This window comes from Streptococcus mitis B6 (assembly GCF_000027165.1).
GTDB classification, from domain to species: Bacteria; Bacillota; Bacilli; order Lactobacillales; family Streptococcaceae; genus Streptococcus; species Streptococcus mitis_AR.
Genome location: NC_013853.1, coordinates 2,036,040 through 2,051,663 on the forward strand (window position 1 = coordinate 2,036,040; position 15,624 = coordinate 2,051,663).

Below are 15,624 nucleotides of genomic sequence, written 5' to 3' on the forward strand. Positions count from 1 at the left end.
GCTGACGAAGTCAGTAACATATGCCTACGGCAAGGCGACGTTGACGCGGTTTGAAGAGATTTTCGAAGAGCATTATATTGTTATTATAACACTTTTTATCCCGTTTGCGATTTGCTACAATCTTTTACTTGCTTTTTCGTAACAGTTTCATAAAAATAAACTGTCGGACAAATCCTGGACAAAGAGCAACAACCATCTGAATGGCAACACTCTTGGCATACTCCATGTAAGAAATTTGCCCTCTCTTCAGCATGCGCTGACGAGCTTGACGATAGAGTTTGAGATAACGCAATCCCCCACGACGCTCAAACATCCCTGCTCCGACACGAACCTGACACAAGATTTGATCCAGATTTCCAGTCTTGGCTCCTGTAGCAATCATATTGAGCCAGAGGAGGTCATCCTCCATATAAAGGCCATCCTCATAGTTGCCTGCCTTGAGAACCATGTCCTTCTTAAACATAACAGTCATGTGGTTAAAGGCACTTCTCATCCTTTGATAAGCTACAATATCTGCATGCTGTGTTGGAACACGACGATAAGAAACGATCTCATCAGGATTGTCAATAAACTCTGCAATATGTCCACCTAATAGATCGAGGTGGTCCTTCTCCATTAGCTGAACCTGTTTCTCAAAACGATCTGGAACAGCTATATCATCCGTATCCATACGGGCAATAATATCATACTGACACTGTAAAACACCGTATCGAAGAGCCAGACCCAAACCTTGATTTTCTTCTAAGGGGCAACGTTTCACTGGAATATTAGACTCAGCTTCAACCTGGTCTAATACCTGATAGAGCTCAGGAGTCAAAGGCCCATCCTCAACCAGAACCAACTCACTCGGTTTCAAGGTTTGATTTTGAATACTATTAATGGCATCTCTCAAAAATGTCGGATTTTCCTTTACATAGACCGACATCAAGACGCTGATTTTTTGCTTTTCAAGCACAGTTTTTCTCCAATATATAGATTTCCTTCCACTATTTTATCATAATTTTCAAGACTTTCCCATTTTTATCTTGAAAGCCCAAAACCTTACTTGACATTATAGGGAAAAAACCTTAAAATAAGCTGTTATTAAAATCAGCTAGAAGAGGTATTATATGAAAAAGCAATCACTCTTTTTTGTTCCAGGTATTATCCTGATTGGTGTTTCCTTGCGGACTCCTTTTACTGTTTTACCCATTATTTTGGGAGATATTTCGCAAGGGTTGGGAGTAGAAGTTAGTTCGCTCGGTGTCTTGACCAGCCTTCCTCTCCTCATGTTTACCCTCTTCTCGCTCTTTTCTACCCGACTGGCTCAGAAAATCGGCTTGGAGCATTTCTTCACCTACAGCCTCTTCTTCTTGACTATCGGTTCTCTCATTCGACTAATCAATCTGCCCCTCCTCTATCTAGGAACCTTGATGGTTGGGGCAAGTATCGCAGTCATCAATGTTCTGCTTCCTAGTCTTATCCAAGCCAATCAGCCAAAGAAGATTGGTTTTCTGACCACCTTATATGTAACGTCTATGGGGATTGCGACAGCTCTGGCTTCCTATCTAGCTGTGCCCATTACACAAGCTAGTTCTTGGAAAGGACTTATCCTCCTCCTCACCCTGCTCTGTCTAGCAACTTTTTTGGTCTGGTTGCCAAATCACCGCTATAATCACAGACTGGCTCCACAAACCAAACAAAAAAGCCAAACAAAGGTCATGCATAATAAACAGGTCTGGGCAGTGATTGTCTTTGCAGGTTTTCAATCCTTGCTCTTTTACACTGCTATGACCTGGCTACCTACCATGGCTATCCATGCAGGCCTATCCAGTCACGAAGCTGGCTTGCTGACCTCTATCTTCTCTCTGATTAGCATTCCTTTTTCAATGACCATCCCAAGCCTGACAACCAGCTTGTCAACCCGCAACCGTCAGCTCATGCTTACTCTGGTTTCACTGGCTGGTATGGTCGGCATTTCCATGCTCTTTTTCCCAGTCGGTAATTTCTTTTACTGGCTTGCCATCCATCTCCTCATCGGAACCGCAACAAGCGCCCTCTTCCCTTATCTCATGGTCAACTTTTCACTCAAGACAAGCGCCCCTGAAAAGACTGCCCAATTGTCTGGCTTATCTCAAACAGGAGGCTATATCCTAGCAGCCTTTGGCCCAACCCTCTTTGGTTACAGTTTTGACCTCTTCCACTCTTGGGTACCAGCTGTAGCTGCTCTCTTGCTCGTCGATATCATCATGACTGTGGCCCTCTTTACAGTGGACAGAGCTGATAAAATCCTCTAAACTTCTAGTTTTGGCTAGAAGTTTTTTATATATAAAAATTTTACACATTCCTCTTGACAGGGCTTTCTTTTAGATGTACAATGTATGTGTAGAAAAATTATATATAAAAATCTTACACATTAGAAAAGGAGGTTCCCCATGTACTTTCCAACATCCTCTGCCTTGATTGAATTTCTCATCTTGGCCGTACTGGAGCAGGATGATTCTTATGGTTATGAGATTAGCCAAACCATTAAGCTGATCGCTAATATCAAAGAATCTACACTCTATCCTATCCTAAAAAAATTGGAAGGCAATAGCTTTCTGACAACCTATTCTAGAGAGTTCCAAGGTCGCATGCGCAAATACTACTCCTTGACAAACGGTGGTATAGAACAGCTCTTGACCCTAAAAGATGAATGGACACTCTATACAGACACCATCAATGGCATCATAGAAGGGAGTATCCGCCATGACAAGAACTGAATACCTGACTCAGCTAGAACTTTATCTCAAAAAACTGCCTCAGGCTGACCAAATTGAAGCCATGGACTATTTCAGGGAACTCTTTGACGATGCTGGAGTCGAAGGAGAGGAAGAACTCATCGCTAGCTTAGGAACTCCTAAGGAAGCAGCTCACGAAGTCCTCTCCAATCTTCTCGATAAAAAAATCAATGAGGCACCCGCTCAAAAAAATAACCGACAAATTTTGCATATCGCCTTGTTAGCCCTCCTTGCAGCCCCCATCGGTATTCCTCTGGGAATCGCCATCCTCGTGTCCCTGTTCGCAATCCTTGTGGCAGCCTTGACTGTCATTCTAGCTTTCTTTGCGGTTTCCATACTTGGTATCATCGGCGGATTCCTCTTTTTAGTTGAAAGTTTCACTGTCCTCGCCCAAGCCAAATCAGCCTTTATCTTGATTTTTGGTTCTGGTTTACTGGCTATCGGTGCTTCTTCACTAGTCTTACTAGGTATTTCCTATGTAGCCCGCTTCTTCGGCCTACTCATTGTTCGCCTGGTGCAATTTGTTCTCAAAAAAGGAAAGAGAGGTGACCAGCATGCGTAAATTGACAAAAGGATTTCTCATTTTTGGTGTGGTGACTACCATTATCGGCTTTATCCTGCTCTTTGTAGGGATCCAATCTGACGGGATTAAGAGTCTGCTTGCCATGTCCAAGGAGCCTGTCTATGATAGTCGGATGGAAGAGTTGACCTTTGGCAAGGAAGTCGAAAACCTAGAGATTACTCTCCATCAACACGCACTGACCATCACAGACTCTTTCGATGATCAAATCCACATTTCTTACCATCCATCTCTTTCTGCTCACCATGATCTTATCACAAATCAGAACGATAAAACGCTGACCCTCACTGATAAGAAACTGTCTGAAACTCCATTTCTCTCTTCTGGAATTGGCGGGATTCTCCATATCGCAAGCAGCTACTCTCGTCGTTTTGAAGAAGTTATTCTCCAAGTTCCAAAAGGAAGAAGTCTAAAAGGGATCAACGTGTCAGCCAATCGTGGACAAACCACCATCATAAATGCTAGCCTTGAAAATGCAACTCTCAATACAAATGGTTATCTCCTCCGAATTGAAGGAAGTCGTATCAAAAACAGCAAATTCAAAACACCAAATATCATTAATATACTTGATACAGACCTTACAGATAGTCAGCTAGAGTCAACAAAAAATCACTTCTACGTTGACAATATTAAAGTATATGGTAAGGTAGAACTAACTTCTAAAAAGGAACTCAGTATCAAGCTAACTCAAAAAGAAAGCCAAGAAATCAACTTAGACCTATCAAGTCACTATGGCCCTATTTATCAGTTATCAAGAGATGAGAGTCAACATCACCCAAACGAATTAAGCAACCCTTACAAAACTGAAAAAACCGATGTAAAAGGTCAACTCATAGCTAGGGCTGAAGATTATATTAGTCTTGAAACTACAGCCAACAAACCTTAACAAATCTACTTATATCTACCAAAATGATGTATATACAACTAAAAAGGAGGTTCTACCATGAAACAAGAATGGTTTGAAAGTAATGATTTTGTAAAAACATCAAGCAAGAACAAGCCTGATGAACAAGCCCAAGATGGTGCAGACAAGGCTGAAGAAACGATACCCGATCTCGATACGCCAATTGAAAAAAATACTCAGTTAGAGAAGGAAGTTTCTCAAGCTGAAGCCGAACTGGAAAGCCAGCAAGAAGAGAAAATTGAAACGCCTGAAGACAGTGAAGCGAAAACAGAGACAGAAGAAAAGAAAGCATTAGATTCTACTGAAGAAGAGCCAGATCTTTCTAAAGAAACAGAAAAAGTCACTAAAGCTGAAGAGAATCAAGAAGCTCTTTCTCAGCAAAAAACAACTACGAAAGAGCCACTTCTTCTCAGTAAATCCTTAGAAAGTCCTTATATTCCCGACCAAGCTCAAAAATCTACAGATAGATGGAAAGAGCAAGTACTTGATTTTTGGTCTTGGCTAGTGGAGGCTCTCAAATCTCCTACAAGCAAGCTTGAAACAAGTAGCACACACAGCTACACAGCCTTTCTCTTGCTCATTCTGTTTTCTGCATCTTCCTTTTTCTTTAGTATCTACCACATCAAACATGCTTACTATGGACATATAGCAACCATAAACAGCCACTTCCCTGAACAATTTGCTTCATTAAATCTCTTTTCGATTATCTCTATCCTAGTAGCAACCACACTCTTCTTCTTTTCATTCCTCTTGGGTAGTTTCGTCGTGAGACGATTTATCTACCAAGAAAAGGACTGGACGCTAGAAAAGGTTCTCCAACAATATAGTCAACTCTTGGCAATTCCAATCTTCCTCACTGCCATTGCTAGTTTCTTTGCCTTCTTTGATAGCCTACGATTTACAGCTCTCTTGTGTGTGATTAGCATTGGAATCATTCTGCTTGCCAGTCTCCATATCATTACAAGACCAAGTCAAGCAAGTGAAACCGACTCCTTCTATCAATTATTCTTGTCTGTCCTTGTGAACGGAGTCATTATCCTCCTCTTCTTTGTAGCTGAAGTCGCACTGATTGGGGATTACCTTCGTATCTTGGCCTTTCTTTAAACTTCAATCCTGTCTTTCACGGCAGGATTTTTCTATGCCAAAAAGCAAGTCGATTGACCTGCTTCTGCTTTACTTTTCTTGTGCTAATGCTTTAAAATCTTTGTCTAAGATGGGTTGCACTTCTAATTGATTGGCATCTAGTTGGTGGTAAGATGCTGATGGTAATACCTCTAGGAATTTTGCATAGTCCAATCGGGCAATGGCTTCATAGTCTTCTGGTTTAGAGCCATCTCCTGTGATTTGAACCAAGTCAATTTCCCACTGGACTTCCTTATCCAGCAATTGCTCAATATAGGCTACAGGAACAAATGGTTCTCTCGGTAAAACTGTCTTGACTCCTTGAGCTAGATGGTAAACGCCATGCACTTTCCCTTCTCCATCCTGATAGAAGGAAACTCTTGCAAAGTAGGCATCTGTCTCTTGAACTGCACGTACACGCGCTTCAAACTGAGCCAAGCCATCTTCCTCTAAAAAGCTTTTCAAATCCTCATGACTAAAGAAAACAGGATTAAAAATTCCTTGGCAAATCGTAAAACGAGTTGCAGTGTCTGCCAGATAGGCTTGAATACTTGCTTGGAAATAGGCTTCAAAGTCAAAACTATTGAGCCCTTCAATCTCAGTTCCTGTATAAGCAAGCAGGGCATCTAAAAATGCTTTGATAATCTGCCAGTCTGTCTTCGTGAGTAGGTCAGGAAGATCGACACGGTAAGCCTTTTGACCATCAACATAACTGACCTTAAAGAGAAATTGCGATTGCCCCACTATCGCACACTCGATATACTCAAGACGGTTAAGAGGCTGACGGAGATAGACTGCATCATAGCTATGTGACTCCAAACCATCTACCAAGGTCAAGATAGACTTGGCAGTCAAAATTTCCTGTTCTCCTAAAATGCTCTGTTTATTTGGAATAAAAAATGTTTTCGTCATAACTAGACTCCTTTGAAATCGTTTACATATAGTATACCCTATTTTTCTGAAAGATACAAAAACAAACTTTATACTCTTCGAAAATCAAATTCAAACCGCGTCAGCTTCGCCTTGCCGTACTCAAGTACAGCCTGCGGCTAGCTTCCTAGTTCGCTCTTTGATTTTCATTGAGTATTAGATTTTTGAGTAAAAAGCATAGAAAAAACAGCCCCTAAGGACTGTTTAATCTTATACAGTAGCTGCTTGATCCAAGCTTTCACCGATAGCGGCTAGGCGCTCGACAACTTCAGCTTGTGTCAATTCATGTTCTGAAACATAGCGGTTACGTGGGTGAACACGGCACTCGTGTGAGCATCCACGAAGGTACTTGTCTTCATTTTCTTCTGATGTCAAGATACGACGGTTACAGAATGGATTTCCACAGTTGACATAACGTTCACATGGTGTTCCATCAAACCAGTCTTTCCCTACGATAGTTGGGTTAACATGGTTGACATCAACGGCGATACGCTCGTCAAAGACATACATTTTTCCATCCCAAAGCTCACCTTGAACTTCTGGGTCTTTACCGTAAGTTGCAATTCCTCCGTGCAATTGGCCGACATCTTTGTAGCCTTCACGGACCATCCAGCCTGAGAATTTCTCACAGCGAACGCCACCTGTACAGTAAACCACGACACGCTTGTCCATGAATTTTTCCTTGTTATCACGAACCCATTGTGGCAACTCACGGAAGTTGCGGATATCTGGACGGATAGCCCCACGGAAATGTCCTAGGTCGTACTCGTAATCGTTACGTGTATCAAGGACAACGGTATCTTCGTCAAGAAGGGCTTCTTTGAACTCTTTTGGAGACAAGTAAGCACCTGTTGTTTCAAGTGGGTTGATGTCATTGTCAAAGTCGTTGTCTTCCAAACCAAGGTGGACAATCTCTTTCTTGTAGCGAACAAACATCTTCTTGAAGGCTTGTTCACTTTCTTCGTCAATCTTGAACCAGAGATCTTCCATGCCTGGGAGGCTGTGAACGTAGTCCATGTATTTTTGAGTTGTTTCATAATCCCCTGAAACTGTTCCGTTAATTCCCTCGTCAGCGACTAGGATACGGCCTTTAAGACCGATTGATTTACAGAAAGCCAAGTGGTCTGCAGCAAATTGCTCTGCATTTTCAATTGGAGTGTAAAGGTAGTAAAGTAAGACACGAATATCTTTTGCCATAAGATTTGTTCTCTTTTCTATTCTTAAATTTTCAGAATTTTTCATCTAACTATACTAGTATACCTGCTTGAGAAAACGAATGCAATTTATTTGACTGGAAATTGTAGAAAGGGATTTATCCCTGCATTTCGTCAGTAGCCATAGCGAATAGCTGATAATTCTCTCAATTTTTTTATTTGCTCAGCTTGACTTTCTGACAAAATCAGCTTATTGTCAATCAACACATGTGAGATGTCAACATTCATTTGACTCAAAATAAATGGAGTAGAGGTCCCATCGTCCTCTAATCGTCTTTTATAACTCACTAACAGATTTTTCAAGGGAGTCAGTTGAGGTGTATTGTTTATACCTTCCAATAGATGATTTATAATCGTCATGGCTTCACAACGTCTTTCACTGCCTCCAGCAAACCATTTTAATGGTGTCATACTCATTTACCTCCTGAAATTCGTTTATAAATTGAAAAACTATCATTCCTAACGCTCGTGCCAGTATTTACCCAAACACCCTGTGTAAAAAAGTCAGCAAAAATGGTAATGTTGCGAAAATATTATTAATCACATGTACCGCATAAGATGGATAAATGCTCTTGGTATAGCGGGTCAAACTAGCAAAGATGATGCCAGATATTGCAAAGACGAAGATATCTAATAAACTAGGCAGGCTTGAAAAATGAGGAAGAGCAAATAAAATTGACGGAAGAAGCAAATCAAGACCAAATCTCGAATGCTTAAAAAAGGCGTGTTGCAGTAATCCTCTATAGATTAGCTCTTCCATAAGTGGAGTCAGAAAGAACAAAGTTATATAGATACCTAGCTCAGCAAAGTTGGTCCCACTATAACCGATCAATACGGCCCAACCTTCAGCAGTTGACTGAACATGTTTAGCTGTCTGAACGTTAAAAGAGATCTGGAGCACTACCACTAATACTGTCAAAATCGAATACCAAAGCCATTTTTTTCTTGGAATGTGAAAGAGATAACCATGGCCTGTCTTAACCAGAATCCAAATCATGACTCCGCTAAATAGCAAACTCAAGAGATTTTGAATCCAGACGAAATTGCCAATCTGGGAAGAAAATTGCCAATAATTTTGAACAATAAGCGTCATCTGAGAAAGACCAAATACGAAAAATAAGTAAGAGAAAACTGCACTTATTTTGAATAGAAGTTGATACTTTTTCATGTGAACCCTCCTTTGTAAACTCGGAACATCTCTAATATAATACTCAATGAAAATCAAAGAGCAAACTAGGAAGCTAGCCGCAAGCTGTACTTGAGTACGGTAAGGCGACGCTGACGTGGTTTGAAGAGATTTTCGAAGAGTATAAGCTATATTTTCCTAAATCCTTACTCCAAATCTTAAATAGTGCTTGAGATTTCCTGAATGGTTAAATAGTGATAAAACAACATAGATATCTATGCTCTCGTTTCAAAAAATCACTGCCTCCCCCAGATAAGCCTGAGGAAAACAGTGATCACATTTTTAGGAATTAGGAATGAATACACGCAATCAATGAATCTTATGATTTTTTGTTTTTCAAGAATTCATCGTATTGTTTTTGCATTTCGTTCAATACTTTATCGTAAGCACCTTCAGATTTCAATTTTTCCATCAATTCTGGAATAGCTTTATCTGGGTCTACAGTACCAGTGTTGATAGCTGTATCGAATTGTTGCATTGTGTTAGAGATTGCTGAGATTTCAGATTTCACATTGTCAGTGTTAAAGATGAATCCAAGTGCTGGAGATTCTTTAGCTTCAGCCAATTGTTTCTTAGAATCTTCGATTTGTTGGTCTGTAACGTTTTCGTTGATGTAAAGGATCCAGTTGTTACCTGTGTTCCATCCACCCATGTGAGTGTTTCCTTTATAGCCATCAAGGACTTTAACACGGTTTTCTTTACCTGCAATTTTTTCCCAGTTCTTGCCTTCTGGGCCATAAACAAGACCGTTCAAGAGTTCTGGGTTAGTGTTCAAGAGGTTCAACACTTCCATTGATTTTTCTTTGTTCTTAGAGTTGTTTGAGATTACAAAGTTAGCAACTTGTGTTGTTTGGTTTTTCTTGATGAAGTTAGTGATTGGTTTGATTTGGATGTCTTTGTTTGCAACACGTGAAAGCAAGCTGTTACCATAGTCAGCTGGTCCTACTGTTTCTTCACGAACGAACCAAGTATCTTGTTGAAGGTCAAATGAAGTATCGCTTGTTGCTACGTCTTTTGGAATGTATCCAGCTTCATAGAATTTGTGAAGAGTCTTCAAGTGTTCTTTAAAGCGAGGCACTTCGTAACGGTTTACGATCTTAGTAGTGTCCCCTTCAAGGTCGATAACGAATGGAAGTCCGTTTGGAACTGGGTAGTCAAAGTTATCAGATGGGATGAAGTTCTTAGTAACCGCAAATGGCACTACATCTGGAGCTTTTTCTTTGATTTGTTTCAAGACTGGTTCAAGTGTTTCATATGAAGTGACACCTGAAATATCTATACCGTATTTAGCAAGAAGAGTTCCGTTGAAGGCGAAGTTTTGAGATGATGCAACGTTGGCTGCAACCGGAACTGCGTAAATTTTACCGTTAATGCTGTTACCTTTGATGTAAGCTGGGTCAAGTGCTTTATAAAGCTCTGCCCCTTCTTTCTTATACAAGTCAGTCAAGTCAGCATAGGCACCTTTTTGAGCATTTACAACATAGTTAGATGCAAAGGCGATATCGTAGTTTTCACCAGATGATGTGATAACTGACATTTTCTTATCATAGTCACCCCATCCAAGATATTGGATATCCAATTTAGCACCAACTTTTTCACCGATGATTTTGTTGGCATTTTCTAGCAATTCATCCAAGTTATCTGGTTTGTCACCGATTTGGTACATTTTGATAACAGTTTTTTCACCTGAAGCTGAGTCAGCAGCTTTTTTGTTACCTGAAAGGTTTCCACAAGCAGCAAGACCAGCAGCTAAAGCGACTACGCTAGCAGATGCAAAAGCATATTTTTTCCAGTTTTTCATGACAAAAACTCCTTTTTTTATTTTTAAACTTATAAACAATGTAATGATCTTATACTCAATGAAAATCAAAGAGCAAACTAGGAAACTAGCCGCTGGCTGCTCAAAACACTGTTTTGAGGTTGTAGATAAGACTGACAAAGTCAGGAACATATATCTACGGCAAGGCGACGTTGACGCGGTTTGAAGAGATTTTCGAAGAGCATTAACTTCACGCAAGGGAAGTTTGGAAACGAGAAACGATTTTTCTCAACAAGCACTATTCTTTCACACCACCGATAGTCAAACCTTTTACAAAGTAGCGTTGGAAGAATGGATATAAGATTGCGATTGGAAGGGTTGCGACCACAACCATAGCCATACGACCTGTTTCTTTTGGAAGAGCAACTCCCAGTTGACCAGATAGGCCGACTGCTTTGGCGATGTAGTCCATATTTTGTTGGATTTGCATGAGCAAATATTGTAATGGATACAAGTTGTCACTCTTTATGTAAAGGAGGGCGTTGAACCAGTCATTCCAGAAACCAAGAGCTGTCAAGAGCGTGATGGTTGCGATACCTGGTAGTGACAATGGCAAACAGATTTGGAAGAAGATCCGGGCCTCACTAGCACCATCGATACGAGCGGATTCTAGAATAGCTTCTGGAATGGTCTTCTTGAAGAAGGAACGCATCAAGATGATGTTAAATGGTGAGAGAAGCATTGGAACAATCAAGGCCCAAACTGTATCACCAAGTTGAAGCAAACGAGTGACCACGATATAGCCAGGTACCAAACCAGCATTGAACAACATACTAAGAAGGGCAAAGATCGTAAAGAATCTGCGATACTTAAAGGTTGTCCGTGAAATAGCGTAGGCATAAGTTGTTGTGATAAAGACATTTGTCAATGTCCCAACTACGGTTACAAAGACTGAGATGAAGAGGGCTTGGAGGATTTTATCCTTAAATTGTGCCAAAAATTCAAAACCGTCTAATCCAAATTGGGATGGGAAGAAGCTATATCCATTTTGGAGGATACTCTTTTCATCTGTCACCGAAATAACGATAACGAATACAAAGGGTAGGATACAAGAGAGGGCGATCAAACCAGAAATGGTACTGAAGAAGATATCTGCTTTCTTACTGAAGGAGTGAATGCCGACATTATCAATTTTTTCTTTTTTAATTTTCTTTTCTGCCATATTCTCCTCCTTTCTAGAACAAGGCTGAGTTTGGATCAACTCGTCTTGCCAGTAAGTTTGATAGGATAACCAGAATCAAGCCGACAACTGATTGGTAGAGACCTGCCGCTGAAGCCATCCCGATATCCGCTGTCTGAGTCAAACCGTTATAAACATATACGTCCAAGACATTGGTTACGTTATAAAGCTGACCAGCATTGTGGGGGATTTGGTAGAAGAGACCAAAGTCTGCACGGAAGATATTTCCGACTGCAAGGATGGTCAATACAGTTACCAATGGTGTCAACTGTGGAATAGTTACATTGCGAATTCGTTGCCATTTGCTAGCCCCATCCACTGTTGCTGCTTCGTAGTAGGTTGGATCAATTCCCATGATTGTCGCATAGTACATGACACTGCTATATCCAAAGCCTTTCCAAATACCTAGGAAAAGTAGAAGATATGGCCAGATACCCAAGTCAGCGTAGAAGTTGATTTCCTTCATTCCGATAGACTCTAGGAAATGGTTGAACACCCCTTTATCAATGTTTAGGAAGGCATCTGTAAAGAAACTGATGATAACCCAAGACAAGAAGTAAGGGAACAACATGGAAGTTTGGAAGATCTTAACCATTCTCTTAGAACGGAGTTCACTGAGGATGATGGCAATCCCTACAGATACAATCAAACCGATAAAGATAAAGCCGAGATTGTAGAGGACAGTATTTCGTGTGATAATAAAGGCGTCTTTTGAACTAAACAAGAATCTGAAATTATCGAGTCCGACCCATTTACTATTCACGATACTATCTATAAATCCATTACTGGTCATGTGATAGTCTTTAAAGGCAACCACGTTCCCAAATACTGGAATGTAGAAGAATAGAATCAACCAGAGTGCCCCTGGTAAAACCATCAAGAGAAAGATCCAATTGTCTCTCAAGGTTTTTGAAAACTTATTCATAATTTCCTCCCTTTTTTATTTTGATATCCATCTAAAAATTCCTTTTTAGACTTTTGATAACGATTACATTATTAGTATACTCCTATTTAAAGGTTAGGTTAAACTACTAATTATAGAAAAAACTCCACAAATTATTTTATGTGGAGTACTTTTGAAGAAAGGGATGTTTCACGAGAAACACTCTGCTCAAAGCAAAGTGCTCTTGTTTTTAAGTTGTATAAATGGTTGAAGCTGTCACAATAGTATGCCACTGGTTGGCTGTTGTGGCTGCGAAGTTCTTGTCTGCGTAGAAGTCGTTAAATGGCAGAATTTCTACTTCCAGCTCGTCGATGCGGTCAAGCTGACCAGCTAGATAAGCCTCGATGCGGCTTTCTGCTCGTTTGATGCGTTGCAAGAGTCCGCCCATACGGATATCAACTGTATCCAAGCCAAAGACCTTGTTTTCTCTCATCCATTGGTGGCTAAAGAGAGCATGGAAGTCTTCAATTCGGCTTCTGAGTTTTGGTAATTCTTGTCTGGCGATTTCTTGTAGGCTTTCTTTATCACCTTCTTGGTAAGCCTGACGAATGCGCCGTCCCACATCGACTTTGCTACTTAAAATGGAATTCAACTGGGCCTGAGTTTCAAAGAGATAGGTATAGTTCCCAGCTTTTTCTTTAATGTCAGCGAGCATCTCAGCAGCCTGAGCGAAGTGCGGTTTGTCCTGTTCAGGTGCCATGTGCTGGTCAAGTATCGGACAGAGAACATCCTGATAAAAGACATAGCGGTTGGGATTGATGCCACTGAGATTGCCTGGTAGGTCTGGCAAGAGGTTAGCAAGGTCAATCTGCATGAAATCCTCAACTGATAGGCCTGTATTGGTCTGGAAATGAGCAGACAGTCGGTCTAGGTCATTGCGGTAGCTGAGTTCTGCCCAGATTTGCAAGCTTGGGAGAATAGAGAACTGGGCAGTTTCCCCACCATTGTCCCCCCAACCCGTCACAATGACTTCTTTGATATCATTGGCACGACAGGCCTTATTGGCTTCAAGAGCGATAAGACGGCTAAAATGGTTATTGGGTGTGAAACCAATCCACTTCCAAGCACCACCTGCAAAGGCAAGGTCATGGCTAATCTTGTGATGGTTGCGGAAATTGCGATTGTATTTTTCCTCGCTATCCTGATAATAGTCCCAGTAAACCAAGGTCACACGGTCTTTGAGACGATCTAGGTAGACTCGCGTTTCCTCTGGAATTTCCACATCACGGTCGTACTGGCCATCTGCTGACATAAGTTTAAAGAACATATCGCTCCACATTTGGCAGTGGAAACCATATTTATCAGCAATATCCAGCACGCGCTCCAAGTGTTGGCACATGAGGAGACTACGGTCCACAACACCGTTCAGAATCAAGTAGCGTCCTAAACCAACCAAGTGGGCTTCGTCCATCCCGATATTGACCTTGCGAGTCTGCAGTTTAGATAGCGTCGCAAACATGCCATCAATCAGGTCGTAAACCTTTTCTTCGCCGATAAGGAGGATATCCTCCACATCACGGAGCTCCTGCACTTCTTTGACACCCCATTTGACGAAGGCTGACAAGTGGGCCAAGGTCTGAATACAAGGCACAAAGGTCATGTCAAACTGCTGGGCATAGGCTTCGATTTCCTGCAATTCCTTAGCTGAGTAGGCTCCACGGAAATAGCCAAAGTAAGGCTGCCCTTCAATCTGGTAGGTATCTTCCATGTAGAGCTCAAAGGTTGAGTAGCCCATGAGAGCCAAGACCTCAATCATCTGCTTGGCAGAAGCCACATTCAGCACTGCATTTCGAGAACAGTCTGCCATATAGGCTAAATCTTCATAAGCTGCTTGTTCCTCAATCTCTACCTTGTCACCTTCTGCTAGGGATGTTGCCAACAGGGACAAGGCACGATAAAGTTGGTGGGGTTTGCGGTAAGTTAATTGATAGTGGCCACCCTCACCCTTGATAGAGATAGAGGCTTGGTCAGACTGAGCGACAGCTACCTCTACATCTGGTAAAGAAATATGCTTTGTCAGCAAGTCGATTGCCTGAGTTTGTTTGGAATTAATTCCTGTAAATCTTACCATTGGTTTTCCTCCTGCAACCAGTTGACAAGGGCACCGTAAAGATTAGCATCTGCATGATAGGTACAGGCTTGAATGACAGGTGCGACCGTGTATTCTTCGTAGGTCTCGACAAAGTTATCAACAGCCTTCTTGACACCCTGAATAAAATCTGGATTTTGACTGATAGAGCCTCCCAGGCTAATGACATCTGGATCAATCAAATACTGAATATTGAGCAAGCCTTGAGCCAGATTACGGTTCATGCGCTCAATGGCTTCTTGGCAAAGGGTATTTCCTGCTGCGGCCTCTTGGTAAATCTTGCGACCGTCCCAATCAGTCTGACCAGATTTTTCAATCACGTAGCGTACCATATTTCCAGTTGACGCTAGTTGCGACCAGTTGTTGAGCTTTTCAGCAGGGGCAAGGGTGGTCATGTAGCCAAATTCTCCACCCAGGCCGTGGCGACCTCGATGAAGTCTACCATTGATAATCATGGCTCCGCCAATCCCTGTCCCAATCACGACACAGGCTGCATTTTCAAGTTCTGGATGGGCCAGTAATTCACTGAGTCCAACGCAGTTGGCATCATTTTCCAGATGGACAGGAATCTGATAAGAGCTAAGCGCCTCATACCAAGAAAATCCGTGGATGTAGGGCACGGCACTGAAGCCATCAATCACACCTGTCTCTTGATTGACCGCGCCTGGAACGCTCATAGCAATCCCGCTATAATCCTCTTCTGACAAGCGTTGATCTATCCACGCTAGTAAGTCCTCCAAGTTTTCTGGTGTTGGGATACTTGTCTTATCTAGTATTTTCCCATCAGGAGTCAGACTGGCAAACTTAATCCCAGTCCCTCCGATATCAATCGTTGCAATAGTCATTGTTTTTACCATAAAAGGGGCGAATCAGCAGTTAGTTCTTACCTTTTCGCCTC

Annotated in this window: 15 protein-coding genes; 5 read left to right on the forward strand and 10 right to left on the reverse strand. The window is 41.6% G+C overall.

From position 1 onward, the window contains the following. Positions 1-124 precede the first annotated feature (124 nt). Positions 125-955: a glycosyltransferase gene (locus tag SMI_RS10005; protein ID WP_000890771.1), complete on the reverse strand. Its 831-nt coding sequence runs from the start codon at positions 953-955 to the stop codon at positions 125-127. A gap of 154 nt (positions 956-1,109) precedes the next feature. On the opposite strand from SMI_RS10005, the gene SMI_RS10010 reads away from it, so the two are divergent. From SMI_RS10010 to SMI_RS10030, 5 genes are all read left to right on the forward strand, one after another. Next, positions 1,110-2,276 (forward strand): CynX/NimT family MFS transporter, encoded by a 1,167-nt coding sequence (locus SMI_RS10010; protein ID WP_000744880.1) that lies wholly within the window; start codon positions 1,110-1,112, stop codon positions 2,274-2,276. Between the two features lie 138 nt (positions 2,277-2,414). Further along, entirely contained in the window at positions 2,415-2,741 is a 327-nt protein-coding gene (locus SMI_RS10015) for a PadR family transcriptional regulator (protein WP_000273857.1), read from the forward strand. Next, positions 2,728-3,321, forward strand: a complete 594-nt coding sequence (locus SMI_RS10020) for a DUF1700 domain-containing protein (protein ID WP_000198700.1) — start codon at positions 2,728-2,730, stop codon at positions 3,319-3,321. The genes SMI_RS10015 and SMI_RS10020 overlap by 14 nt, the downstream gene beginning before the upstream one ends. Next, entirely contained in the window at positions 3,314-4,225 is a 912-nt protein-coding gene (locus SMI_RS10025) for a DUF4097 family beta strand repeat-containing protein (protein WP_001229052.1), read from the forward strand. The genes SMI_RS10020 and SMI_RS10025 overlap by 8 nt, the downstream gene beginning before the upstream one ends. 57 nt (positions 4,226-4,282) lie before the next feature. Beyond that, the gene (locus tag SMI_RS10030) at positions 4,283-5,347 is read left to right on the forward strand and encodes a DUF6574 domain-containing protein (RefSeq protein ID WP_000808422.1); all 1,065 of its coding nucleotides are present in this window, start codon (positions 4,283-4,285) and stop codon (positions 5,345-5,347) included. 69 nt (positions 5,348-5,416) lie between these two features. Here SMI_RS10030 and SMI_RS10035 read toward each other — a convergent pair whose 3' ends face one another. From SMI_RS10035 to SMI_RS10075, 9 genes are all read right to left on the reverse strand, one after another. Then, a complete protein-coding gene (locus tag SMI_RS10035; protein WP_000167728.1) occupies positions 5,417-6,277 on the reverse strand; it encodes a DUF4299 family protein in 861 nt (286 codons plus the stop codon). A 228-nt stretch (positions 6,278-6,505) separates the two neighbouring features. Next, entirely contained in the window at positions 6,506-7,492 is a 987-nt protein-coding gene (locus tag SMI_RS10040) for a rhodanese-related sulfurtransferase (RefSeq protein WP_001030020.1), read from the reverse strand. 131 nt (positions 7,493-7,623) lie between these two features. Then, positions 7,624-7,920: a bacteriocin immunity protein gene (locus SMI_RS10045; protein WP_000188113.1), complete on the reverse strand. Its 297-nt coding sequence runs from the start codon at positions 7,918-7,920 to the stop codon at positions 7,624-7,626. A 67-nt stretch (positions 7,921-7,987) separates the two neighbouring features. Continuing rightward, positions 7,988-8,677 carry a CPBP family intramembrane glutamic endopeptidase gene (locus SMI_RS10050; RefSeq protein ID WP_000760537.1) on the reverse strand — a complete coding sequence of 230 codons (690 nt, stop codon included), beginning with the start codon at positions 8,675-8,677 and terminating at the stop codon, positions 7,988-7,990. 337 nt (positions 8,678-9,014) lie between these two features. Next, on the reverse strand, positions 9,015-10,496 hold the full coding sequence (locus tag SMI_RS10055) for an ABC transporter substrate-binding protein (protein ID WP_000800385.1): 1,482 nt from the start codon (positions 10,494-10,496) through the stop codon (positions 9,015-9,017). A 256-nt stretch (positions 10,497-10,752) separates the two neighbouring features. Further along, positions 10,753-11,676 (reverse strand): carbohydrate ABC transporter permease, encoded by a 924-nt coding sequence (locus SMI_RS10060; protein ID WP_000818352.1) that lies wholly within the window; start codon positions 11,674-11,676, stop codon positions 10,753-10,755. Between the two features lie 13 nt (positions 11,677-11,689). After that, entirely contained in the window at positions 11,690-12,619 is a 930-nt protein-coding gene (locus SMI_RS10065) for an ABC transporter permease (protein ID WP_001032152.1), read from the reverse strand. A gap of 208 nt (positions 12,620-12,827) precedes the next feature. Further along, the gene (locus tag SMI_RS10070; RefSeq protein ID WP_000251368.1) at positions 12,828-14,708 is read right to left on the reverse strand and encodes a beta-N-acetylhexosaminidase; all 1,881 of its coding nucleotides are present in this window, start codon (positions 14,706-14,708) and stop codon (positions 12,828-12,830) included. Continuing rightward, positions 14,702-15,571, reverse strand: coding sequence for an ROK family protein (locus SMI_RS10075; RefSeq protein WP_164925577.1), 870 nt, complete (start codon positions 15,569-15,571; stop codon positions 14,702-14,704). Before SMI_RS10075 ends, SMI_RS10070 begins: the two co-directional genes overlap by 7 nt. Positions 15,572-15,624 lie beyond the last annotated feature (53 nt).

What these genes read in the sequence shown, in the direction of transcription:
- SMI_RS10010 (WP_000744880.1), top strand. Translation starts at nt 1,110, where the DNA reads ATGAAAAAGCAATCACTCTTTTTTGTTCCAGGTATTATCCTGATTGGT.
- SMI_RS10015 (WP_000273857.1), top strand. Translation starts at nt 2,415, where the DNA reads ATGTACTTTCCAACATCCTCTGCCTTGATTGAATTTCTCATCTTGGCC.
- SMI_RS10020 (WP_000198700.1), top strand. Translation starts at nt 2,728, where the DNA reads ATGACAAGAACTGAATACCTGACTCAGCTAGAACTTTATCTCAAAAAA.
- SMI_RS10025 (WP_001229052.1), top strand. Translation starts at nt 3,314, where the DNA reads ATGCGTAAATTGACAAAAGGATTTCTCATTTTTGGTGTGGTGACTACC.
- SMI_RS10030 (WP_000808422.1), top strand. Translation starts at nt 4,283, where the DNA reads ATGAAACAAGAATGGTTTGAAAGTAATGATTTTGTAAAAACATCAAGC.
- SMI_RS10035 (WP_000167728.1), bottom strand. Translation starts at nt 6,277, where the DNA reads ATGACGAAAACATTTTTTATTCCAAATAAACAGAGCATTTTAGGAGAA.
- SMI_RS10040 (WP_001030020.1), bottom strand. Translation starts at nt 7,492, where the DNA reads ATGGCAAAAGATATTCGTGTCTTACTTTACTACCTTTACACTCCAATT.
- SMI_RS10045 (WP_000188113.1), bottom strand. Translation starts at nt 7,920, where the DNA reads ATGACACCATTAAAATGGTTTGCTGGAGGCAGTGAAAGACGTTGTGAA.
- SMI_RS10050 (WP_000760537.1), bottom strand. Translation starts at nt 8,677, where the DNA reads ATGAAAAAGTATCAACTTCTATTCAAAATAAGTGCAGTTTTCTCTTAC.
- SMI_RS10055 (WP_000800385.1), bottom strand. Translation starts at nt 10,496, where the DNA reads ATGAAAAACTGGAAAAAATATGCTTTTGCATCTGCTAGCGTAGTCGCT.
- SMI_RS10060 (WP_000818352.1), bottom strand. Translation starts at nt 11,676, where the DNA reads ATGGCAGAAAAGAAAATTAAAAAAGAAAAAATTGATAATGTCGGCATT.
- SMI_RS10065 (WP_001032152.1), bottom strand. Translation starts at nt 12,619, where the DNA reads ATGAATAAGTTTTCAAAAACCTTGAGAGACAATTGGATCTTTCTCTTG.
- SMI_RS10070 (WP_000251368.1), bottom strand. Translation starts at nt 14,708, where the DNA reads ATGGTAAGATTTACAGGAATTAATTCCAAACAAACTCAGGCAATCGAC.
- SMI_RS10075 (WP_164925577.1), bottom strand. Translation starts at nt 15,571, where the DNA reads ATGACTATTGCAACGATTGATATCGGAGGGACTGGGATTAAGTTTGCC.